Raw genomic sequence first — 20,664 nt, 5'->3', positions numbered from 1 at the left:
CGCCACGGGTACGGCCGTAGTCGGCCAGAATCAATCTGACAAAAACGACAGGCGAACCTGGCGTTGCGTGTTGTCGACATTGAGGTCGACCAGCGCGACGGACTGCCATGTGCCCAACGCCATTCTCCCGCCCAGCACGGGGATCGTGGCGTACGGCGGGATCAGCGCGGGCATGACGTGTGACCTGCCGTGACCGCGCGAACCGTGGGCATGACGCCAGCGGTCGTCGGCCGGGAGCAGGTCACGCAGCGCGGCGAGCAGGTCGTCGTCGCTGCCGGAGCCGAGCTCCAGCAGCGCCACGCCCGCGGTCGCGTGCGGCACGAAAACGTGCAACAGGCCGTCGTTTCCCTGCGCGCGCACGAATTCAGCGCATTCAGCGGTGATGTCGTGCACGGTCTCACGTGAACCCGTGGCCACGGAGATGATTTCTGATCTCACAGGGAAATCCTACTGAGGCACAACGACCGCATCAGGGCCGGGAAAGACCAGCCCGGTGTGGCCGTCGTCGAACCGCACCATGTACGGAGGCCCGCCGTCCGTGCCGTGGACCTCGGTGATGACGCCGCTCCGATCCCTTTCGCCGACGGTGTTGCCGTGCATCAGGAGGCGGTCTCCTGCCGTCGCATTCATACCTTCCACATTGGTACGACGGACGGCCCAGGAAAAGAGCGGATCCCAAGGATGGCGATTTTTTGCCCGGTCTTCATGGGGGCCGGAAATGATGACCGAAACGTTACGGGGCACGAGCACGGCGTTTCGGCCGCCCACGGCCGGACCATGGTCGTCGGATCACCTGACCACCAGGGCGTCGTCGCTGGTCAGCGCCCGGACGGCGGGGTCGCGTCCGACTCTGTCGCCTGATGGTTCCGATATGGCCTCATTTCGGCAGCGGCCCGGCCGAGAGCCGTATGTGCGGGCCGGAATGAGATCGCATCCGGCATGGCCAGACCGGTCGCGAGCGGAGGCAGCGGCTGGATACGCGGTAGAGGGCCGACTCGACAAGAGACACAAGGAGAGCAGAGCCCCAGAGAACCGGACACCGCTTCCTACGGGCCGACAGGAAGCCGCCCGGCTCCGCGACGGCCCCCATGCTCCCTGCGTTCTCCAGGGGCCACAATGCGGGCACCCCGGCGGCGGGCGCGGGTGTGCGGCCCGCCTCGGGTGCGGCCCGTCGCCAGGCCCGTCTCAGGCGCCCCGTCTCGGGTGCGGCTCGTCGCCAGGCGCGGCCCGTCTCAGGCAGCCCCGTCTCAGGCGGCCCGTCTCGGATGCGCCCTGTCGCAGGCGTGATGCGCCCTGTCGCAGGCGTACAGCCCCAGGAGAACTCGGAGGGCTTCCCCGGGGCCCTCTTCGGAACCGCCGCATGCCGTGAAGGCCCGTGCGGCGGTTCCGAGGCGCGTACAGAAGCAAGGAGAAGGGGTGTGCGTGTCCGCCCTCCGGGCGGGCGCCGCCCCGCCGGGCCCCACCGGAAAGCGGGTGGCTAGACTCGCGCGGCGCGGCGCGGCCGCCCCGTCCGGGTGAGGACCGCCCGGTTCGGGGGAGGGTTGAGGGCGGAGGCCGACCCACCGGGCCAGCCCCCTAGGATTGGGGGGAAATTTCGTCCGTTTTCTAGTCTTGTTAATTTGCTCCACCGATGTAACCTTTGGTGGCGATTCGTCCTACCATCGGTGGTCTAGGCCACCAACGCGGCCCTGCCAGCAGGGACGCTCTGGTTACCCGTCAGTAGAGATGCGTTTTCTACGACTAGCGACCAGGATGGAAAGCGACCCAGACCAGACTTCAGTCATTCTCGGAAGGCGAGACCCAGTGGCTTCCGGACGCCAGCGATTCTCGATCATCAGCGACGGCCTACCCAGCCAGCTGCCTGATGTCGACCCCAGTGAGACCAACGAGTGGCTCGAGTCTCTCGACAATGTCGTCAAGACCGAAGGCCGCACCAGAGCCCGCTACCTCATGCTCCGCATGCTGGAACGGGCCCGCGAGCACCAGGTCGGCGTGCCGGGCCTGCGCAGCACCGACTACATCAACACGATCCCGCCGGAGCGCGAGCCCTGGTTCCCGGGCGACGAGCACGTCGAGCGGCGCATCCGCGCCTACATCCGGTGGAACGCCGCGGTCATGGTGTCGCGGGCCAACGCCCGTACGAACGTGGGCGGTCACATCGCCACCTACGCCTCGGCGGCCTCGCTCTACGAGGTGGGCTTCAACCACTTCTTCCGCGGCAAGGACCACGGCGAGTCGGGCGACCAGGTGTTCTTCCAGGGCCACGCCGCGCCGGGCATCTACGCCCGCGCCTTCCTGGAGGGCCGCCTCAACGAGGCCCAGCTCGACGCGTTCCGGCAGGAGCTGTCGCACGGGTTCCACGGCCTGCCCTCCTACCCGCACCCGCGGCTCATGCCCGACTTCTGGGAGTTCCCGACGGTCTCCATGGGCCTCGGCCCGATCGGCGCGATCTACCAGGCGCGGTTCAACCGCTACCTGCTCAACCGCCAGCTCAAGGACACCTCGCGCAGCCACGTGTGGGCCTTCCTCGGCGACGGCGAGATGGACGAGCCCGAGTCGCTCGGCGCGATCGGCCTGGCCGCCCGCGAGGAGCTGGACAACCTCACCTTCGTCATCAACTGCAACCTGCAGCGGCTCGACGGCCCGGTACGCGGCAACGGCAAGATCATTCAGGAGCTGGAGTCGTACTTCCGCGGCGCCGGCTGGAACGTGATCAAGGTCGTGTGGGGCCGCGACTGGGACCCGCTGCTCGCGGCCGACGTCGACGGCGTGCTGGTCAACCAGATGAACACCACGCCCGACGGCCAGTTCCAGACCTACTCGGTCGAGACCGGTGGCTACATCCGCGACCACTTCTTCGGCGGCGACCCGCGCCTGCGCAAGATGGCCGAGCACCTGTCCGACGACGACATCCGCAAGCTGTCGCGCGGCGGCCACGACTACCGCAAGGTCTACGCGGCCTTCAAGGCGGCCCGTGAGCACGTCGGCCAGCCGACGGTGATCCTCGCCCAGACCATCAAGGGCTGGACGCTGGGCAAGGACTTCGAGGCGCGCAACGCCACCCACCAGATGAAGAAGCTCACCAAGGCCGAGCTGAAGGAGTTCCGCGACCGGCTCTACCTGCCGATCCCGGACTCGGCCCTGGAGGGCGAGCTGCCCCCGTACTTCCACCCGGGCGAGAACGACCCCGAGATCCAGTACATGAAGGAGCGCCGCGCGGCGCTCGGCGGTGTGCTGCCCAAGCGGGTCATGCGCGCCAAGCCGGTCAAGCTGCCCGGCGACGACGTCTACAGCCAGTTCGGCAAGGGCTCGGGCAAGCAGCAGGTCGCCACGACCATGGCGTTCGTGCGGCTGCTGAAGGACCTCATGCGCGACAAGGAGATCGGCCACCGGTTCGTGCCGATCATCCCCGACGAGGCCCGCACGTTCGGTCTCGACGCCATGTTCCCGACGGCCAAGATCTACTCGCCCCACGGGCAGACGTACGAGGCGGTCGACAGGGAGCTGCTGCTGTCGTACAAGGAGGCCGTGCAGGGGCAGATCCTGCACGAGGGCATCAGCGAGTCGGGCTCGATGGCCTCGACCATCGCGGCCGGCACCTCCTACGCCACGCACGGCGAGCACATGATCCCGGTCTACATCTTCTACTCGATGTTCGGATGGCAGCGCACCGGCGACCAGATGTGGCAGATGGGCGACCAGATGGGCCGCGGCTTCCTGCTCGGCGCCACCGCCGGCCGCACCACGCTCAACGGCGAGGGCCTGCAGCACGAAGACGGCCACACGCCGCTCATCGCCTCGACGAACCCGGCCGCGGTCTCCTACGACCCGTCCTGGGCCTTCGAGGTCGCCCACATCGTCAAGGACGGCCTGCGCCGCATGTACGGCGAGCAGCCCGAAGACGTCTTCTACTACCTGACCGTCTACAACGAGCCCTACCTGCAGCCCGCGCAGCCGGCCGACCTCGACGTCGAGGGCCTGCTCAAGGGTCTGTACAAGTTCGCCGAGGGCCCGCAGACGCAGGGCCCGAAGGCCAACATCCTGTCCTCCGGCGTGGCGGGTCCGTGGGCCATGGAGGCCCAGCGCCTGCTGGCCGAGGAGTGGGGCGTGTCCGCCGACGTGTGGTCGGCGACGTCGTGGTCCGAGCTGCGGCGCGACGCGCTGGCGTGCGAGGAGCACAACCTGCTCAACCCCGACGCCGAGCAGCGCGTCCCGTACGTGACGCAGGCGCTCTCGCAGGCCAGCGGCCCGTTCGTGGGCGTCAGCGACTACATGAAGGCGGTCCAGGACCAGATCGCGCAGTGGGTGCCGGGTGACTGGTCCTCGCTGGGCACCGACGGGTTCGGCCTCTCCGACACCCGCTCGGCGCTGCGTCGCCACTTCCACGTGGACGCCGCCTCGATCACGCTGGCCGTGCTCACCCGGCTGGTCAAGCGGGGCGAGCTCGACGGCGAGGTGCTGCGCGAGGCCATCGCCCGCTACCACCTGAAGAACGGCGTCACCGAAGCCGGCGGCGCGGAGAGCAACGACACCCAGTCGATGGGCGTCTGAGTCATCCGGAAGGGGCGCTCCCGCGAACTGTTTCTCGCGGGAGCGCCGTCATGTCCGGGCCTCCGCTCCGTTTGACGGATGAGGCGGCACGTCCAGGAGGGGTACGTGCCGCCTCACCCAGGTTCGACGCGAGGTCCCGTATCGTGGGCACTACTTCCCCCGAAGACACGAAGGGGAATGTACGTATGCGACGCGTCCTAGCCGCCGCCCTGCTCGTGACGGCCGCGGGCTGCGCGAGTGCACCCGCGGAGCCCGCCACCGACGGGCCCGCCGCCGACACCGACAAGATCGCGTGGGGGCCGTGCACCGACATCAAGCGCCCGGACGGCGAGCCACCGGCCCAGCAGGACGCCTCGGTGCGCTGCGGGAAGCTGGCGGTGCCCCTCGACTACTCCCGTCCCGACGGCGACAAGCTGGAGCTGGCGCTCATCAAGCTGGCGGCCACCGATCCGAAGAAGCGGCTCGGCTCGATGGTGTTCAACTTCGGCGGGCCCGGCGCCTCCGGCGTGGACACCCTCGACCAGGCCGCCAAGGCGCTCACCTCCCTGCGCGCCCACTACGACCTGGTCAGCTTCGACCCGCGCGGCGTCGAGCGCAGCGCGGGCGTACGCTGCGGCGACAGCGCGCAGATGGACCGGTTCGTCTCCCTGGACACGCTGCCCACCAACGCGCGGACCCACCAGGAGAGCCTGGACGCCAACAAGGAGTTCGCCCAGCTCTGCCAGCAGCACTCCGGCAAGGTCCTTCCCTACGTCGGCACCGTGAACGCCGCCCGTGACATGGACCGCATCCGCGCCGCCGTCGGCGACCCCAAGCTCAACTACGTCGGCATGTCGTACGGCACGCAACTCGGCGCCGTCTACGCCACCCAGTTCCCGAAGAACGTGGGCCGCATGCTGCTCGACGCGCCGCTCGATCCGACGGTCACCTTCGAGCAGCGCACGCTCACCCAGACCCGCGGCTTCCAGCAGGCGTACGAGAGCTTCCTGCGCAGCTGCGTCAAGGGCGGCTGCGAGGTCGGCAAGGACGTGACCGCCGCGAACGCCAACGTCGAGAACCTGATGAACCAGCTCACCACCAAGCCGCTGCAGGTGGACGGCAGGAAGCTCACCCAGGGCCTGGCCTCCACCGGCGTGGCCGCCGCCCTGTACTCCGAGCTGACCTGGCCGTTCCTGGAGAAGGCGCTCGGCGAGGCGCTGAAGGGCCACGGCGAGGCGCTGATGTACCTGGCCGACTCCTACACCGGACGCTCGGAGGACGGCACCTACTCCACGCAGATGACCAGCTTCCCGGCCATCACCTGCGTGGACACCGCCGAGCGGCCCAGCGAGGCCGAGCTGCGGCGCACCGAGGCGGCGGCGCTGCGGATCTCGCCGCTGTTCGGCAGCGAGGGCTCGGGCGGGTTGTGCCGGGTGTGGCCGGCCAAGGGCAGCAACCAGGCGCGGCACGTCAACGCCACCGGGTCGGCGCCGATCCTGGTCGTGGGCGGCAAGGGCGACCCCGCCACGCCGTACCAGTGGGCGCCGCGGCTGACGGCCCAGCTCAGGACCGCGCGGCTGGTGACGTACGAGGGCGAGGGGCACGGGGCGTACCTGTCGGGCAGCAAGTGCGTGCAGGGGCTGGTGGACGCGTACCTGGTGGAGGGCAAGCTGCCCGCCAAGGGCGCGACCTGCCCGGCGGCCTAGTGTGTGACGGGTGACCGACAACGACACCTTCGTCGCCCGGATCGAGGGCGAGGCCGCGCGGCTGGCGGCGCTGACGACCGACCTGTCCGTCCCGGTGCCGACGTGCCCGGGATGGACGTTCGGCGACCTCGTCACGCACGTCGGCCGGACCCATCGCTGGGCGACCTACGTGCTGCGCAACCAGGTCCAGGAGCGCGTCTGGTCGCGGCAGGTGCCCAGCGGCCTGGCCGAGGGCGCGAACGGCGACGCCGCCTGGCTCATGGAGGGCGCCGCCGACCTCCTGGACGTGCTGCGCACCACCGACCCGGACCTCGCGGTGTGGACGTGGGGCCCGGACCTGCAGGCCCGGTGGTGGGCGCCCAGGATGCTCTTCGAGCTGGTGATCCACCGGGCCGACGCCGAGCTCGCACTCGGCCTCGACCCGGAGATCCCGGCGGCGACCGCCGTGGACGGCATCGAGGAGTTCCTGCACAACCTGCCGTACGCGTCCTGGGTGACCAGGTCGCTGGCCGGGCTCGGCGCGGAAGGGGCCACGATCCACCTCCACGCGAGCGACCTCGACGGCGAGTGGACCATCACGCAGGGCGCCGACGGGGCGGTCAGCTGCGAACGCGGCCACACCAAGGGCGACGCCGCCGTGCGCGGCCCGGCGAGCGAACTGCTCCTGCTGCTCTACGGTCGGCGGCCCCCGCGGTCGCCGGCCGTCTTCGGCGACCACGACCTGCTGATCCGCTGGCTGGCGGCCGCCGCCTTCTGAAGCGAACCCCCTGCCGGGGGGAAGGGGCCCTGGACGCGCCGCCGCTCGGCGATCGGCGGCGTGTCCAGGGCGGGTGAACCGCTCCCAGGCGGGACGGCCCCCGTCGCGCGGCCCCGGTTCGGCGGGGAAGGTGCTTCCCCGGGGGCGCGATCGCGGCATCGTCCCGCGAGCTCCGGCGGCCTCGGCCGCCGGTGGGCTCACCTGCGGTGGAAGACTCCGAACAAGCTCCCCGAGACGTCGCGCAGATAGGCGAAGTCGGTGCCGGCGCCGTCGTCGATCACCTTCATCTCGACCTTGCCGCCGAGCGACTCGCTCTTGGCGCACGCGGCCTCGACGTCGGCGACCTGCACGTGGAACACCGCGTGGGCGGGGAAGTCGCCCTTGGTGTTGAACAGCCCGCCGCCGGGGCGCTCGCCGCCCGGGTAGCCGATCATGCGGTAGTCGAGCGGGCCGTCGTCGTCGCGGCTGAACGACCAGCCGAACAGCTCGCCGTAGAAACGTTCGGCGCCTTCGGGGTCGTCGGTCGCGATCTCGAACCAGGTCACCGTGTTGTCCATCATCGTCTCCTCGTCTTTCGAACAAGACAACGATGTATCGCTATGGCGACAACCCTATGTCGGTGTTTTCGCATGATTAATCGAGCATGGTTCCGCGGACGACCATCTCCGGCACGTCGGGGGCGAACCCTTCGAGCGGCCGCTCCGGGCAGCGCTCGACGGTGACGACGGCCGCGGCGATGCGGTCGAGCCGGAAGACGCGGACGTCCTCCCGCAGCCGGCACCACGCCACGAGGTACCAGAAACCGCCGCGCCCGCCCAGGAACACCCCCGGCTCGACGTCGCGCGAGGTGAGCGCGCCCTTGGCGTCGGCGTAGTCGAGCCTGAGCACGCGCCGCCGCAGCAACGCCTCCTCGATGGCCCTGGAGATGCCCTCGGCGCCGAGCGGCCGGCTCGGGGAGCCGGGCTCGGGCGGCTCGCTGACGAGCTGCACCCGCCGTGCCAGCTCCCTGGCCAGGTCGCCCTCGGGCCCCGGCATGGCCGAGACCACCTTGCGTAACGCGCTGCGGGCCTGGCGGCCGAACGGCTGGTCGCCGGCCTGGCTGAGCGCCACCGCGATGGCCACCGCCTCGGCCGGGGTGAAGTTGAGCGGGGGCAGCGACATCTTCTTGTCGAGGGCGTAGCCGCCCCTGCGACCGGGCTCGGCGTAGATCGGCACCCCGGACCCCTGCAACGCGGTGATGTCGCGCTCGATGGTGCGCACGCTGACCTCGAACCGCTCGGCGAGCTCGCGGGCGGAGCGGCAGCGTGGCGCGATGGCGCGCAGGTCCTCGACGAGCGCATAGAGCCGGTCGGTACGGTTCACAGCCGGAACGCTACGCGCCGCCACCGACAATCACCGGCCCCGCGCGGCCCCCGCGACAACGACCTGGCTCCGCCGCCACCCAAGGCTCACGCCGCCGTCCACTCCAGCAGCCGGTCCAGGGGCCAGGTGTTGACGATCCGCGCGGCCTCGATCCCGCAGCGGGCCGCCCGCTCGCAGCCGAAGCGCAGCCAGTCGAGCTGGCCGGGCGCGTGCGCGTCGGAGTCGATCGAGAACACGCACCCCGTCTCGTACGCCAGCCGCATGAGCCGCTTGGGCGGGTCGAGCCGGTCGGGCCTGGAGTTGATCTCCACGGCGACCCCGAACCGCCGGCACGCCTCGAAGACCAGCTCGGCGTCGAACTCCGACTCCGGCCTCTTGACCCCGCGCTCGCCGCCCGCCCGCACCACCCGCCCCGTGCAGTGGCCGAGGACGTCGACCAGGGGGTTCGCGACGGCGGTGACCATGCGGCGGGTCATCTCCTCGCGGTCCATGCGCAGCTTGGAGTGGACGCTGGCCACGACCACGTCGAGCCGTTCGAGCAGGACCGGGTCCTGGTCGAGTGAGCCGTCGAGGTGGACGTCGACCTCGATGCCGGTCAGGATCCGGAAGGGCGCCAGCCGTTCGTTGAGCCCGGCCACCACGTCGAGCTGCCGCTCCAGCCGCTCGGCCGACAGCCCCTTGGCCACGGTCAGGCGCGGCGAGTGGTCGGTCAGCGCCCAGTACTCGTGCCCGAGCCCTCTGGCGGCCTCGGCCATCTCCTCGATCGGCGAGCCGCCGTCGGACCAGTCGGAGTGGCTGTGCAGGTCGCCCTTCAGCGCCTCGCGCAGGGCCGCGGTCTCGGCGTCGAGCTCGACGCCCTCGGTGGCCCGCAACCTACGCAAATACGTCGGAACCTGACCGTCGAGCGCTTCGTTGATCACGAGGGCGGTGACCTTGCCGATGCCGGGAAGGTCACCCAGCCCGCCGGCTCCGGCCAGCCGCGCGAGCTCCCCTTCCGGCAGGTCGTCCACGACCGCGGCCGCGCGGCGGAACGCGCGGACCCGATAGGTGGGCTCACCTGCGCGTTCGAGCAGGAAGGCGATCTCGCGAAGGGCCTGGACCGGTTCCATGAGTCATTCATACCCGAGCGGACGACCACCGGCATTGAACAGGGACGAAGCGCACCGATAGGCTGATTCGCCCAGGAAAGCAGGAGCTAGATGGCACACCCGCCGCGCAAGCCGGCCCCCCCACCCCCGCGCAAATCGTCCAAGGCCGTACCACTGACCATTCTCGGGGTCCTGTCGGTGATGCTGGTGGGCTACTGCGCCGCGACCCAGGACGACGACGACGTCACCGCCGACTGCGTGGTGCAGCTGGAGGACGGCACGTACGAGGTCGTCGACGACGACTACTGCGACGACGACGGCGGCAGCGGCGGCGGGTCCCACTACTACGCCGGTTCGCGCGGCGCCTACATGTGGTACTACGGCGGCCACCGGGTCGGCAACCGCATGCAGGGCGGCACCACGTACCGGCCGTCCGATGTGAACATCTCCAGCCGCAACGGCAAGTCGATCCAGCGCGGCGGCTTCGGCAACAGCTGGGGCGGCGGGAGCTGACGTGCGCCGCGAGCATGGCATCGCCCGGCCCGGCTGGGAGAAGACGATCGAGAGCCAGGGCCTGGCCTACCACCGGGCGGCCCACCCCGAGGGCCTGAGCAGGCCCTACTGGGACGAGTCGGTCCACTACGTCCTGTCCCTGGAGGAGGTGGAGTCGCTGGAGGAGCAGGTCGAGGAGCTGCACGGCATGTGCCTGCGGGCCGTCGAGCACGTCGTCTCCACCGGCCGCTACGCCGACTTCGCCGTCCCCGAGTGGGCCAGGGACGCCGTGGCCCGCTCCTGGGAGCGCCGCGACCCCCACCTCTACGGCCGCTTCGACCTGCGCTACGACGGCACCGGCCCGGCCCGGCTGCTGGAGTACAACGCCGACACGCCGACGTCGCTGGTGGAGTCGTCGGTGATCCAGTGGTTCTGGCTGCAGGACGCCCACCCCGGCGACGACCAGTGGAACTCCCTGCACGAGCGGCTCATCGAGCGCTGGCGCGAGCTGCCGCTGCCGCCCGGCCCCACGCACTTCGCCTTCACCAACGCCGACGAGACGGGCGAGGAGGCCATGACGGTCGCCTACCTGCAGGAGACCGCCGAGCAGGCGGGCCGGCGGACGGTCGCCGTCGCCATGGAGGACATCGGCTGGGACGAGCTCAACCGCCGTTTCGTCGACGCCGGGGAGGAGATGATCCGCTCGGCGTTCAAGCTCTACCCCTGGGAGTGGATGCTCGCCGACGACTTCGGCCGGCACGCGGTGCGCCACTCCACCTGGATCGAGCCGCTGTGGAAGGCACTGCTGTCGAACAAGGCGCTGCTCGCCGTGCTGTGGGAGCTCTACCCCGGCCATCCCAACCTGCTGCCCGCCTACCTCGACGGGCCGCGCGAGCTGACCTCCTACATCGCCAAGCCGCTGCTGGGCAGGGAGGGCGCCTCGATGCGCATCGTCACCCCCGAGGGCACCCAGGAGACGCCGGGCCGTTACGGCCGCGAAGGCTACGTCTTCCAGGGGTTCGAGGCCCTGCCCGCGTTCGAGGGCCAGCGGCCGGTGCTCGGGGCCTGGGTGGTCGCCGACGAGGCCGCCGGGCTCGGCATCAGGGAGACCACCGGCCTGATCACCGACGACACCTCCTCCTTCGTCCCTCATCGCATCGCGATCTGAAGCACCCCCGTGATTGGAAATGACGTGACCCTTCTCGAAGTCCTGGCCCGCGGCGCCGGCGCGATCGCCGCGTACGCCGCCGTCGGCGTGATCCTCCTGATCGTCGGCTTCTACGTGATCGACTGGGCCACGCCCGGCAAGCTGAGCGAGATCATCCGCACCGAGCGCAACGCCAACGCCACGCTGCTCACCACGTCCGCGCTGGCGGCGATCGGGCTCATCGTGGCCGCGTCCATCTGGTCCTCCGGCGGCCGGCTGGCCGAAGGGCTCGCGGGCACGGCCGTGTTCGGGCTGGTCGGCATCGTGGTGCAGACGGTGGCGATGCTGGTGTTCGACAAGGTCGTCGGGATCTCCGTACGCGAGCTGGTGAAGGAGCCGGAGCTGCAGCCCGGTGCGCGCCTGCTGGCGGTCACCCATGTGGCGATCGGCCTGATCACGGCGGTTGCGGTCATCTGAAACACCACCGTTCCGGTCATCGGAACCGACCTGGCACTCTAGGAGACGTGACAGACCGGACCCGGGAGGACACCACGCGAAGGCTCGAGCGCGCCATGGGCGCGCTCGGCACGGCGGCGATGGCCCGCATGGACGACCAGCTCCCCTGGTTCCGGGCGCTCAGCGCCGAGGACCGCTCGTGGGTGGGCCTGGTGGCCCAGGCCGGCATCGCCGCGTTCGTGGAGTGGTTCCAGCACGCCGGCGAGAACCGCCCGACGCCCAGCATCGAGTTCTTCGGCACGGCCCCGCGCGAGCTCAAGCGCTCGATCTCGCTCCAGCAGACGGTCGACATCGTCAGGGTCGTGGTCGAAGTGGTCGAGGCCCAGACCGACGAGCTGGCCGCGCCGGGCGGCGAGGACCAGCTCCAGCAGGCCATGCTCCGCTACACCCGCGACGTGGCCTTCGCCGCCGCGCACGTCTACGCCCGCGAGGCCGAGGCCCGCGGCTCCTGGGACGCCAGGCTGGAGGCGCTGATCGTCGACGCGCTGGTGCGCGGCGAGGTCGACGACGGCCTCCACTCCTGGGCCGCCGCCCTCGGCTGGACCTCCTCCCCCGTCGTCGTGATCGCCGGGCACGCCCCCGACGACGATCCGCGCGCGGTCATCGACGCCCTGCGCGACAAGGGCCGCCGCATCGGCATGGACCTGCTGGCCGGCGTGCAGGCCGACCGGCTGATCGTGATCGTGGGCGGCGCCGACAGCGTCCACGACGCGGCCCGGCAGGTCGTGGCGCGCTTCGGCGTGGGCCCGATCGTCATCGGTCCCGAGGTGCCCGACCTGCACGCCGCCGCGCGGTCGGCACGGGCCGCGCTGGCCGGGCTGAAGGCGTCCGCGGGCTGGCCGGACGCCCCCAGGCCGGTGCACGCCGAGGACCTGCTGGCCGAACGCGCCCTCGACGGCGACGCCGACGCCAGGGAGCAGCTCATCGAGAACGTCTACCTGCCGTTGGCCGGCACACCCCTGCTCGATACGCTGGCCACCTACCTCGAACAGGGCACCTCCCTGGAGGCGACGGCCCGGCTGCTGTTCGTGCACCCGAACACGGTCCGCTACCGTCTGAAGAAGATCACCGAGCTCACGGGCTACCAGCCCACCGAGGGCAGGTCGGCCTTCACGCTGCAGGTCGGTCTCATCCTGGGCCGGCTTTCCGAAGGCGCCGCGGCATGGCGGGCCCTAACGTAACATTCCCGAAATCTTCACTGTAGGGTTCCTACAAAACACCCGGGACAAAGTTCGTACGGATCTCCATCCGCGTGTCGAAGTTCTACAGGGCATGGTGGTTTTTGTGCTTGTACTCGTCGCTCCGGGCCAAGGCGCCCAAACCCCAGGCTTCCTGACCCCCTGGCTCGAGTTGCCCGGTCTGGCCGACAGACTCGGTGGCTGGTCGGAGCTCGCCGGGATCGACCTGGTCGCCTACGGCACCACCGCCGACGCCGACGAGATCCGCGACACCGCCGTGGCCCAGCCACTGCTGGTGGCCGCCGCGCTGGCCGCCGCCGAGGCGCTGGGGGCCTCCCCCGACGTGCTGGCCGGCCACAGCGTGGGCGAGTTCGCCGCGGCCGCGCTGGCCGGGGTGCTCACCTCCGAGCAGGCGCTGGGCCTGGTCCGCGAGCGCGCCCAGGCCATGGCCAAGGCCGCCGCCGTCACCGAGACCGGCATGACCGCCGTGCTCGGCGGCGTGGAGGCCGACGTGCTGGCCGCGATCGAGCGCCACGGGCTGACCCCGGCCAACATCAACGGCGCTGGTCAGATCGTGGCGGGCGGCACACTGGAGCAGCTCGCCGCCTTCAAGGACGACGCGCCCGCCCGTGCCAGGCTCATCCCGCTCAAGGTGGCCGGCGCGTTCCACACCGGTCACATGGCCCCCGCCGTCGACGCCCTGCGCGAGGCGGCCTGGAACGTCGTGCCCGGCGACCCGCAGGTCACGCTGCTGTCCAACGCCGACGGCCGGCCCGCCGCCACCGGCGCCGAGTTCGTCCAGCGGCTCATCTCGCAGATCAGCAGCCCGGTCCGCTGGGACCTGTGCATGGCGACGATGGCCGAGCTGGGCGTGACCAAGATGATCGAGCTGCTGCCCGGCGGCACGCTGACGGGGCTCGCCAAGCGCGGCCTGCGTGGCGTCGAGACCGTGGCGCTGAAGACACCCGACGACCTCGACGCGGCCAGGGAGCTGATCAAGTGAGGATCCCCGACATCGCCCCCGGCGCCCGGATTCTGGCCCTCGGCCATTACCAGCCGGACAACGTCGTCACCAACGACGACCTGGCCAAGACCATGGACACCAACGACGAGTGGATCCAGTCCCGCGTCGGGATCAAGGAGCGCCGGGTCGCCTCGGCCACCGAGTCCGTCGAGGACATGGCGGTCCAGGCCGGCGGCAAGGCGCTGGCCGCCGGCGGCCTGACCCCCGACGAGATCGACCTGGTGATCGTGGCCACCTGCACGCTGGAGACCCAGATCCCCAACGCCGCGGCACTCGTGGCCCACCGGCTGGGCATCCAGTCCCCGGGCGCCTTCGACGTCAACGCCGCCTGCGCCGGCTTCTGCTACGCGCTGGCCACCGCCAGCGCCGCGGTCCGCGGCGGCGCGGCCAGGAACGTGCTGGTCATCGGCTCGGAGAAGCTGTCGCAGTGGGTCGACTGGACCGACCGCTCCACGGCCGTGATCTTCGCCGACGGCGCCGGCGCCGCCGTGGTCGGCCCGACCGACACGCCCGGCATCGGTCCCGTCGTCTGGGGCAGCTCCGGCGACAGGTCCGAGGCCATCTCCATCGCCGACCGGACGAAGTTCCTCTTCCAGGAGGGCCAGACGGTCTTCCGCTGGGCCACCACCGCGCTGCACCCGGTGGCCCGGGAGGCGTGCGCCCGCGCCGGGGTCGACCCCTCGGAGCTGGCGGCGTTCGTCCCCCACCAGGCCAACCTGCGCATCATCGAGGCCATCGCGCGCAAGCTCGGTGCCGACCAGGCCGTCATCGGCCGCGACATCGTCACCGCGGGCAACACGTCGGCGGCCTCCATCCCGCTCGCGCTCTCGCGCATGCTGGAGCGCGGCGAGGTCCGCTCAGGCGACCTCGCGCTCATCCTCGGCTTCGGCGCCGGTCTGACCTATGCGGGCCAAGTGATCGAGATTCCGTAGGATCCGGTACGGCTCCCGCCGTACCTCAGCTCGTACGGCGGACGCCGTACAGAAACCAGAAAATGAAGGAGAAATAGCGACATGGCTGCCACCGAGCAGGAGATCCTCGCGGGCCTCGGCAAGATCATCAACGAGATCACCGGCATTCCGGCCGGCGAGGTGACCCCCGAGAAGAGCTTCGTCGACGACCTCGACATCGACTCCCTGTCCATGGTCGAGATCGCCGTGGCCGCTCAGGACGAGTTCGGCGTCGAGATCCCCGACGACCAGCTGAAGAACCTGAAGACGGTCAAGGACGTCCTCAACTTCATCCAGGCCTGACGCCCAACAGTTCTGACCAGTAAGGAGCGCGAAAACGTGAGTGCGAACCGGGTACGTGTCGTCGTCACCGGGCTCGGCGCGACGACGCCCGTCGGTGGAGACGTCACCTCGACCTGGACGGCGCTCCTCGCCGGTCAGTCGGGTGTGGAGACCCTCACCACGGAGTGGATCGACTCCGTCCCCGTGCGGTTCGCGGGGACGGCGGCGGTCGACCCCACCGAGGTGCTGCCCCGCCCCGAGGCCCGCCGTCTCGACCGCAGCGAGCAGTTCGCCCTGGTCGCCGCCAGGGAGGCCTGGCAGGACGCCGGCGCCCCCGAGGTGGCTCCCGAGCGGCTGGGCGTCGTGGTCTCCAGCGGCATCGGCGGCATCACCACCACGCTGACCGCCTACGACACGTGGAAGGAGCGCGGCTGGAACCGGCTGTCGCCCTTCACCGTGCCGATGCTCATGCCCAACGGCCCGGCCGCCTGGATCGGCATCGACCTGGGCGCCCAGGCGGGCGTGCACGCCACCGTCTCCGCCTGCGCCTCCGGCGCCGAGGCGATCGGCTACGCCATGGACATGATCCGGCTCGGCCGCGCCGACGTGGTGGTCGCCGGCGGCACCGAGGCCGCCATCCACGGCCTCAACATCGCCGCCTTCGCCGCCGCGCGGGCGATGTCCACCCGCAACGACGACCCGCAGGGCGCCTCCCGGCCGTGGGACCGCGACCGTGACGGGTTCGTGCTCGGCGAGGGCGCCGGCATCGTGGTGCTGGAGTCGGAGGAGCACGCCAAGGCGCGCGGCGCGCGCATCTACGCCTACGCCGCCGGCGTCGGCTACTCGGCCGACGCCCACCACATCACCCAGCCCGAGCCCGAGGGCCGCGGCATCATCATGGCGATGACGCAGGCGCTGACCGACGCCGAGATCACCGGCCTCGACGTCAAGCACGTCAACGCGCACGCCACCTCCACCCCGGCGGGCGACGTCGGCGAGGTGCAGGCCGTGGCCAAGGCCATCGGCACCCACCCGCTGGTCACCTCGACCAAGTCCATGACCGGTCACCTGCTCGGCGGCGCCGGCGGCATCGAGTCCGTCTTCACGATCAAGGCGCTGCAGGACCGGATCGTCCCGGCCACCATCAACCTCGACAACCTCGACGACGGCATCGAGGTCGACATCGTCCACGGCGCGAACCGCTCGCTGCCGCAGGGCGACATCGCCGCGGTCAACAACTCCTTCGGGTTCGGCGGGCACAACGTGACCGTCGTCTTCAAGGGGGCTTGATGACCGTACTGGACAGCCGGGTGGTGGGTGAGGGCTCCGGCCAGGAGCCCGCCGACCCCCGCGATCCAGTCGTCCGCCTGGCAGCGCTGCTCGACGAGGGCTCGCTGCGGCTCATCACCCCGCAGGACAACAGCGGCGTCCTGGCCGCCATGGGCAGGATCGAGGGCGTGCCCGTCGCCGCCTTCTGCAGCGACGCGCGCTTCCAGGGCGGCGCGATGGGCAGCGAGGGCTGCGAGCACATCGTGCACGCCTACGACGTGGCCGTCCGGGAGCGGGTGCCGGTCATCGGCATCTGGCACTCCGGCGGCGCCCGGCTCGCCGAAGGCGTCGAGTCGCTGCACGCCGTCGGCCGGGTGTTCGCGGCCATGACCAAGGCGTCGGGCGTCGTGCCGCAGATCTCGGTGGTCGTCGGCCCGGCGGCCGGCGGCGCCGCCTACGGCCCCGCGCTCACCGACCTGGTGATCCTGGCCGACACCGGCCGCATCTTCGTGACCGGCCCCGACGTCGTGCGCAGCGTCACCGGCGAGAGCGTCGACAGCGAGGCGCTGGGCGGCCCCGAGCCGCACAGCAGGCGCAGCGGCGTCGTGCACGTCGTCACCAAGACCGAGGCCGACGCCTACCTCCAGGCGCGCCGGCTCGCCACGCTGCTCGGCCACCAGGGCCGGGTGCGGCCCGGCGCGATCGAGGAGGTCGACTTCTCCTCGCTGCTGCCGGAGTCCGCGCGCCGGGCGTACGACGTCAAGCCGCTGGTCAACGGCCTGCTCGACGAGGCCGGCGTCGAACTGCACGCCAAATGGGCGCCCAACGTCGTCACGTCGCTGGGCCGCCTCGGCGGCCGGACGGTCGGCGTCGTCGCCAACAACCCGCTGCGGCTGGGCGGCTGCCTCGACGCCACGTCCGCCGAGAAAGCCGCTCGCTTCGTACGTATGTGTGACGCCTTCGGAGTGCCATTGGTTGTCCTCGTGGACGTGCCCGGTTACCTGCCGGGCGTCGGCCAGGAGCACGACGGCGTGGTCCGGCGCGGCGCCAAGCTGCTGCACGCCTTCGCCGAGGCGTCGGTGCCCCGGGTCACGCTGGTCACCCGCAAGGCGTACGGCGGGGCGTACATCGCGATGAACTCGCGGGCGCTGGGCGCCACCAGGGTGTTCGCCTGGCCGACCACCCAGGTGGCGGTCATGGGGGCCGTGGCGGCGGTGCGCGTGCTCAAGCGGCGCGAGCTCGCCGCCGCGCCCGAGGAGGAGCGGCCGGCGCTGGAGCAGCGGCTCGCCGAGGAGCACGAGCAGCTCGCCGGCGGCCTGGCACGGGCCCAGGAGCTGGGCGTCATCGACGAGGTGATCAAGCCCGCGGAGACGCGCGGCGCCATCGCCAAGGTGCTCGCCCAGGCCACCCCTGCCAGGGGCGCCCACGGCAACATCCCGCTGTAGAGGTCAGTCCCGCGAAAGGCCCCGCACCGAGACCCGGTGCGGGGCCTTTCCGTTGTTCAAGAAGCCGGGCGGCTCAGGGCGTGACGCGCTTGCCGCGGGCCGCCCCCGGCAGGCGCTCGGCGGGAGGTGGGGCAGGTCAGACGGCGGCGTGCAGCCAGCGGACGGGAGCGCCGTCGCCGGCGTACCTGAAGGGCTCCAGCTCTTCGTCCCACGGCCGGCCGAGCAGCTTGTCGAGCTCGTCCTCCAGCACGCACCGGCCCTGGGCGGCCATCATCATGGCGGCACGCAGGCGGTCTTCGGGGATCATGATGTCGCCGGCCGCGCCGATGGCCGCCGTGAAGGCGCCGAGCGTCGGCGTGTAGGCGTGTCTGGAGCCGTCGACGCCGGGCGAGGGATCCTCGGTGATCTCGAATCTCAGGCGCTGCCAGCCCATGAGGGAAGAGGCGATGGCCGCCGCGATGCCGGCGCGGCCCTCCCACTCCGCCTGCGCGCGCACGACGTTCGGCGCGGCTGGTTGCGGTGTCCACGTCAGATCAACGGGCACGCCGAGGACACCCGCGACTGCCCATTCGATGTGAGGGCACAGCGCGGGCTGAGCCGAGTGGACGTAAAGGACGCCACGAGCAGACACCGGACCTCCCGTTTCGGTACGAGGTGCGCCTTCCCCAACGGCCTCGCCCCAGGATGATCACAAGTGACTAGGGGAAGACTACCGTCGGTCGCCATCGGACACCAGAGGGGGGCCATACCAAGTTGGTGCGGGCGTGTCACGTGACAGTTGTGGCGGGCGGGGAAACATACCGGCTCATGGACATGCAATCTGTCGGCGAGGCGTTCATCCGGCCAGGTCAGGTGCTGGTCGACCGGGGCGCGGTGTCGGCCGCCGCCCGCTGGACGCAGGCGGTCTCCGAGGCCGACGGGGTCACCGTCCTGCACCTGTCGGCCGGGGTGGACCCGTGCGAGATCACCGCCGAGCTGCGCGACCGGGGCTTCCGGGCCTCACCCAACCACGTGCTCACCGGCCAGCCGCTGTTCTTCGGCGGGCCGGCGTCCCGGCCGTTCCCCACGCCGCCGGTCTCCTTCAGGCCGGCCAGGTCACGTTCGGACGTGGTCGTGGCCCTGCTCGACACCGGCGTGGCCAAGCATCCGTGGTGGTCGGGCAGCGACTGGTACGCCAGGCTCGGCCCGGAGAGCGCCGACGCGGCCCAGGGGGCGCAGGCCGGGCACGGCACGTTCGTGGCCGGCCTGCTGACCCGCCGGGCGCCGGGCGCCAGGCTGCGGGTCCGCCGGGTGCTCGACGGCGACGGCCTGGGCGACGAGGCGACCGTGGTGCGCACCCTCCACCGCATGCGCGAGGACCCGCCCCAGGTGCTCAACCTCTCCTTCGGCTGCCACTCCTTCGACGACCGGCCGCCGCCCATGCTGGCCGACGCCATCGGCGCGCTGAAGGACACGGTGACGGTGGCCTGCGCCGGCAACACCGCCTCCGACCGGCCGTTCTGGCCCGCCGCCCTGCCGTGCGCGGTGGGCGTGGCGGCCCTCGACGCCGCCCAGGAGCGCCGCGCGCCCTTCTCCGGGTACGGCACCTGGGTCGACGCCTGCGCCCGCGGCGACTGGTTGACCAGCAGTTTCCTGGACACGGGCGAGTTCACCGGCTACGCGGCCTGGAGCGGCACGTCGTTCGCCACCGCGCTGGTGTCGGGAGCCGTGGCCGACGCCGCCCGGCGCGAACCGGCCAAGGAAGCCGTCGAACGACTGCTCGACCCCCGGCAGTCCCGGCAAATTCCCGATCTGGGAGTTCTCGTACCCACGAGTCTGTAGAGTTTACGCTCAGTCCTCGGCCAATCACGCGGAGGCAGGATGACCTCCCCGTGCGGGACGAAAGGAGGCCGCATGAGCGACTCGCGCGATCCGGCGGAGCTGCTCCGCGACGCGGCCGACGGCGACCGATCCGCCTGGGACGAGATGGAGTCCCGGTTCGGCCCGCGCATGTGGGCGCTGGCCCGCTCGTGCGGGCTGGGCGAGGCCGACGCCGCCGACGCGGTCCAGGGTGCCTGGCTGCGGCTGCTCCAGCACATGCACGACATCCGCGAGCCCTCGCGGGTGGGCGGCTGGCTGATGACCACCACCCGCCGTGAGGCGCTCCTCCTGCTGCGGAAGGAGCCGTCGGGCCTGCTGGTCGCCGATCCGGAGGGCAGGCCCACCTTCGGGGCCGTCGAGGAGCCCGACCCCGCGTCCGCCGTGCTGGAGGCCGACGGCAGGCGTCTGCTGTGGAAGTCGGTCTCCGCCCTGCAGGAACCCTGCCGCACTCTGCTGCAGCTGGTCGCGACCGATCTCGGAAACCAGCAGATGGCGATGCGGCTCGGGTTGCCCGTGGGCAGCGTGGGGCCGACCAGGGCCCGCTGCCTGGAGAAACTGCGCACTCTGCTCTCACTACAGGAGACAGCGCAATGATCAACGACGAGTACTTCCTGGCGGCGCTCCGGCTGGCCGCCGGCATGGATCCGATGCCCGGACACGTGTCGGCCGCCGCCCGTGACATCTACGGGCTGCGCGTTCCCCAGGCGGTGACCGCCACCCCGGCCGACCACGGCGGGGGCCGCGCGGCGCGGTCCGGTGCGCCCGACCGCGATGACGGCTCCCATCTGGTGCGGTTCGTCACCGACGGTCTCACCTTCGACCTGGAGGTGACCGTGGGCGACGGGCTGATCGACGTCGCCGGGCAGATCTTTCCCGATCCCGGGGAGGGCGCCGTCATCGACGTGCGCACCCCCCACCTGACGCTCACCCGGCAGGTCACCCAGAACGGCCGGTTCGCCGCCACCGGGCTGCCGCCCGGATGGCTGAGCGTCGTGTACCACCGTCCCGGTCACGCCCCCGTCCAGACCAGGTGGGTGCGCATCCGGCCGTGACGCCGC

General features: G+C 71.3%; 21 protein-coding genes. 15 read left to right on the top strand and 6 right to left on the bottom strand.

The window, feature by feature from the left end:
• Positions 1 to 30: 30 nt before the first annotated feature.
• Positions 31 to 438 carry a secondary thiamine-phosphate synthase enzyme YjbQ gene (locus tag ABZ444_RS30785; protein ID WP_357965569.1) on the bottom strand — a complete coding sequence of 136 codons (408 nt, stop codon included), beginning with the start codon at positions 436 to 438 and terminating at the stop codon, positions 31 to 33.
• Positions 439 to 447: 9 nt separating this feature from the next.
• The gene (locus ABZ444_RS30780; RefSeq protein WP_358004256.1) at positions 448 to 768 is read right to left on the bottom strand and encodes a DUF1918 domain-containing protein; all 321 of its coding nucleotides are present in this window, start codon (positions 766 to 768) and stop codon (positions 448 to 450) included.
• Between the two features lie 984 nt (positions 769 to 1,752).
• Here ABZ444_RS30780 and aceE point away from each other — a divergent pair.
• The 3 genes from aceE to ABZ444_RS30765 all read left to right on the top strand — a co-directional run bounded on the left by aceE (position 1,753) and on the right by ABZ444_RS30765 (position 6,993).
• Positions 1,753 to 4,551 (top strand): pyruvate dehydrogenase (acetyl-transferring), homodimeric type, encoded by a 2,799-nt coding sequence (gene aceE, locus ABZ444_RS30775; protein WP_358004254.1) that lies wholly within the window; start codon positions 1,753 to 1,755, stop codon positions 4,549 to 4,551.
• 185 nt (positions 4,552 to 4,736) lie between these two features.
• Complete coding sequence (locus tag ABZ444_RS30770; RefSeq protein ID WP_358004251.1) at positions 4,737 to 6,236, top strand: alpha/beta hydrolase; 1,500 nt, start codon at positions 4,737 to 4,739, stop codon at positions 6,234 to 6,236.
• A gap of 10 nt (positions 6,237 to 6,246) precedes the next feature.
• Complete coding sequence (locus ABZ444_RS30765) at positions 6,247 to 6,993, top strand: maleylpyruvate isomerase family mycothiol-dependent enzyme (protein ID WP_358004248.1); 747 nt, start codon at positions 6,247 to 6,249, stop codon at positions 6,991 to 6,993.
• 197 nt (positions 6,994 to 7,190) lie between these two features.
• Here ABZ444_RS30765 and ABZ444_RS30760 read toward each other — a convergent pair whose 3' ends face one another.
• The 3 genes from ABZ444_RS30760 to ABZ444_RS30750 form a co-directional block, all read right to left on the bottom strand.
• Positions 7,191 to 7,553: a VOC family protein gene (locus tag ABZ444_RS30760; protein ID WP_358004245.1), complete on the bottom strand. Its 363-nt coding sequence runs from the start codon at positions 7,551 to 7,553 to the stop codon at positions 7,191 to 7,193.
• Positions 7,554 to 7,626: 73 nt separating this feature from the next.
• Positions 7,627 to 8,355: a YafY family protein gene (locus tag ABZ444_RS30755; protein ID WP_352357678.1), complete on the bottom strand. Its 729-nt coding sequence runs from the start codon at positions 8,353 to 8,355 to the stop codon at positions 7,627 to 7,629.
• 86 nt (positions 8,356 to 8,441) lie between these two features.
• Positions 8,442 to 9,464: a PHP domain-containing protein gene (locus ABZ444_RS30750; protein WP_358004242.1), complete on the bottom strand. Its 1,023-nt coding sequence runs from the start codon at positions 9,462 to 9,464 to the stop codon at positions 8,442 to 8,444.
• A 90-nt stretch (positions 9,465 to 9,554) separates the two neighbouring features.
• Between ABZ444_RS30750 and ABZ444_RS30745 the strand changes: the two genes are divergently transcribed.
• The 9 genes from ABZ444_RS30745 (at position 9,555) to ABZ444_RS30705 (ending at position 17,746) form a co-directional block, all read left to right on the top strand.
• Positions 9,555 to 9,956: a hypothetical protein gene (locus ABZ444_RS30745; protein ID WP_357965590.1), complete on the top strand. Its 402-nt coding sequence runs from the start codon at positions 9,555 to 9,557 to the stop codon at positions 9,954 to 9,956.
• A 1-nt stretch (position 9,957) separates the two neighbouring features.
• The gene (locus ABZ444_RS30740; RefSeq protein WP_358004239.1) at positions 9,958 to 11,103 is read left to right on the top strand and encodes a glutathionylspermidine synthase family protein; all 1,146 of its coding nucleotides are present in this window, start codon (positions 9,958 to 9,960) and stop codon (positions 11,101 to 11,103) included.
• A gap of 24 nt (positions 11,104 to 11,127) precedes the next feature.
• Entirely contained in the window at positions 11,128 to 11,559 is a 432-nt protein-coding gene (locus ABZ444_RS30735; RefSeq protein WP_357965596.1) for a DUF350 domain-containing protein, read from the top strand.
• Between the two features lie 95 nt (positions 11,560 to 11,654).
• Positions 11,655 to 12,779, top strand: coding sequence for a helix-turn-helix domain-containing protein (locus ABZ444_RS30730; protein WP_358004299.1), 1,125 nt, complete (start codon positions 11,655 to 11,657; stop codon positions 12,777 to 12,779).
• A 103-nt stretch (positions 12,780 to 12,882) separates the two neighbouring features.
• Positions 12,883 to 13,779, top strand: coding sequence for an ACP S-malonyltransferase (locus ABZ444_RS30725; RefSeq protein WP_358004236.1), 897 nt, complete (start codon positions 12,883 to 12,885; stop codon positions 13,777 to 13,779).
• A complete protein-coding gene (locus ABZ444_RS30720) occupies positions 13,776 to 14,732 on the top strand; it encodes a beta-ketoacyl-ACP synthase III (protein ID WP_358004233.1) in 957 nt (318 codons plus the stop codon). Before ABZ444_RS30725 ends, ABZ444_RS30720 begins: the two co-directional genes overlap by 4 nt.
• An 81-nt stretch (positions 14,733 to 14,813) precedes the next feature.
• Positions 14,814 to 15,053, top strand: a complete 240-nt coding sequence (locus tag ABZ444_RS30715; protein ID WP_125639869.1) for an acyl carrier protein — start codon at positions 14,814 to 14,816, stop codon at positions 15,051 to 15,053.
• A 36-nt stretch (positions 15,054 to 15,089) separates the two neighbouring features.
• On the top strand, positions 15,090 to 16,322 hold the full coding sequence (fabF, locus tag ABZ444_RS30710; RefSeq protein WP_358004230.1) for a beta-ketoacyl-ACP synthase II: 1,233 nt from the start codon (positions 15,090 to 15,092) through the stop codon (positions 16,320 to 16,322).
• On the top strand, positions 16,322 to 17,746 hold the full coding sequence (locus ABZ444_RS30705; protein WP_358004227.1) for a carboxyl transferase domain-containing protein: 1,425 nt from the start codon (positions 16,322 to 16,324) through the stop codon (positions 17,744 to 17,746). The genes fabF and ABZ444_RS30705 overlap by 1 nt, the downstream gene beginning before the upstream one ends.
• A 136-nt stretch (positions 17,747 to 17,882) precedes the next feature.
• On the opposite strand, the gene ABZ444_RS30700 is transcribed toward ABZ444_RS30705, so the two are convergent.
• Positions 17,883 to 18,377, bottom strand: a complete 495-nt coding sequence (locus ABZ444_RS30700) for a DUF3145 domain-containing protein (protein WP_358004224.1) — start codon at positions 18,375 to 18,377, stop codon at positions 17,883 to 17,885.
• Between the two features lie 176 nt (positions 18,378 to 18,553).
• Between ABZ444_RS30700 and ABZ444_RS30695 the strand changes: the two genes are divergently transcribed.
• The 3 genes from ABZ444_RS30695 to ABZ444_RS30685 all read left to right on the top strand — a co-directional run bounded on the left by ABZ444_RS30695 (position 18,554) and on the right by ABZ444_RS30685 (position 20,658).
• Positions 18,554 to 19,567, top strand: a complete 1,014-nt coding sequence (locus ABZ444_RS30695; RefSeq protein WP_358004221.1) for a S8/S53 family peptidase — start codon at positions 18,554 to 18,556, stop codon at positions 19,565 to 19,567.
• 72 nt (positions 19,568 to 19,639) lie between these two features.
• A complete protein-coding gene (locus tag ABZ444_RS30690; RefSeq protein ID WP_358004218.1) occupies positions 19,640 to 20,200 on the top strand; it encodes a sigma-70 family RNA polymerase sigma factor in 561 nt (186 codons plus the stop codon).
• On the top strand, positions 20,197 to 20,658 hold the full coding sequence (locus ABZ444_RS30685; protein ID WP_358004215.1) for a hypothetical protein: 462 nt from the start codon (positions 20,197 to 20,199) through the stop codon (positions 20,656 to 20,658). Before ABZ444_RS30690 ends, ABZ444_RS30685 begins: the two co-directional genes overlap by 4 nt.
• Positions 20,659 to 20,664: the final 6 nt, after the last annotated feature.

It is taken from the genome of Nonomuraea sp. NPDC005730, assembly GCF_040630865.1.
Classification (GTDB): Bacteria; Actinomycetota; Actinomycetes; order Streptosporangiales; family Streptosporangiaceae; genus Nonomuraea.
Note: the sequence above shows the minus strand (reverse complement) of the source record. Positions and strands in the feature narration are given on the sequence as shown.

Bases quoted from the DNA above. Each gene is read 5' to 3' on its own strand.
- aceE (WP_358004254.1), top strand. From the start codon at position 1,753: ATGGAAAGCGACCCAGACCAGACTTCAGTCATTCTCGGAAGGCGAGAC.
- ABZ444_RS30770 (WP_358004251.1), top strand. From the start codon at position 4,737: ATGCGACGCGTCCTAGCCGCCGCCCTGCTCGTGACGGCCGCGGGCTGC.
- ABZ444_RS30760 (WP_358004245.1), bottom strand. From the start codon at position 7,553: ATGATGGACAACACGGTGACCTGGTTCGAGATCGCGACCGACGACCCC.
- ABZ444_RS30750 (WP_358004242.1), bottom strand. From the start codon at position 9,464: ATGGAACCGGTCCAGGCCCTTCGCGAGATCGCCTTCCTGCTCGAACGC.
- ABZ444_RS30745 (WP_357965590.1), top strand. From the start codon at position 9,555: ATGGCACACCCGCCGCGCAAGCCGGCCCCCCCACCCCCGCGCAAATCG.
- ABZ444_RS30730 (WP_358004299.1), top strand. From the start codon at position 11,655: ATGGGCGCGCTCGGCACGGCGGCGATGGCCCGCATGGACGACCAGCTC.
- ABZ444_RS30715 (WP_125639869.1), top strand. From the start codon at position 14,814: ATGGCTGCCACCGAGCAGGAGATCCTCGCGGGCCTCGGCAAGATCATC.
- ABZ444_RS30705 (WP_358004227.1), top strand. From the start codon at position 16,322: ATGACCGTACTGGACAGCCGGGTGGTGGGTGAGGGCTCCGGCCAGGAG.
- ABZ444_RS30695 (WP_358004221.1), top strand. From the start codon at position 18,554: ATGGACATGCAATCTGTCGGCGAGGCGTTCATCCGGCCAGGTCAGGTG.
- ABZ444_RS30690 (WP_358004218.1), top strand. From the start codon at position 19,640: ATGAGCGACTCGCGCGATCCGGCGGAGCTGCTCCGCGACGCGGCCGAC.
- ABZ444_RS30685 (WP_358004215.1), top strand. From the start codon at position 20,197: ATGATCAACGACGAGTACTTCCTGGCGGCGCTCCGGCTGGCCGCCGGC.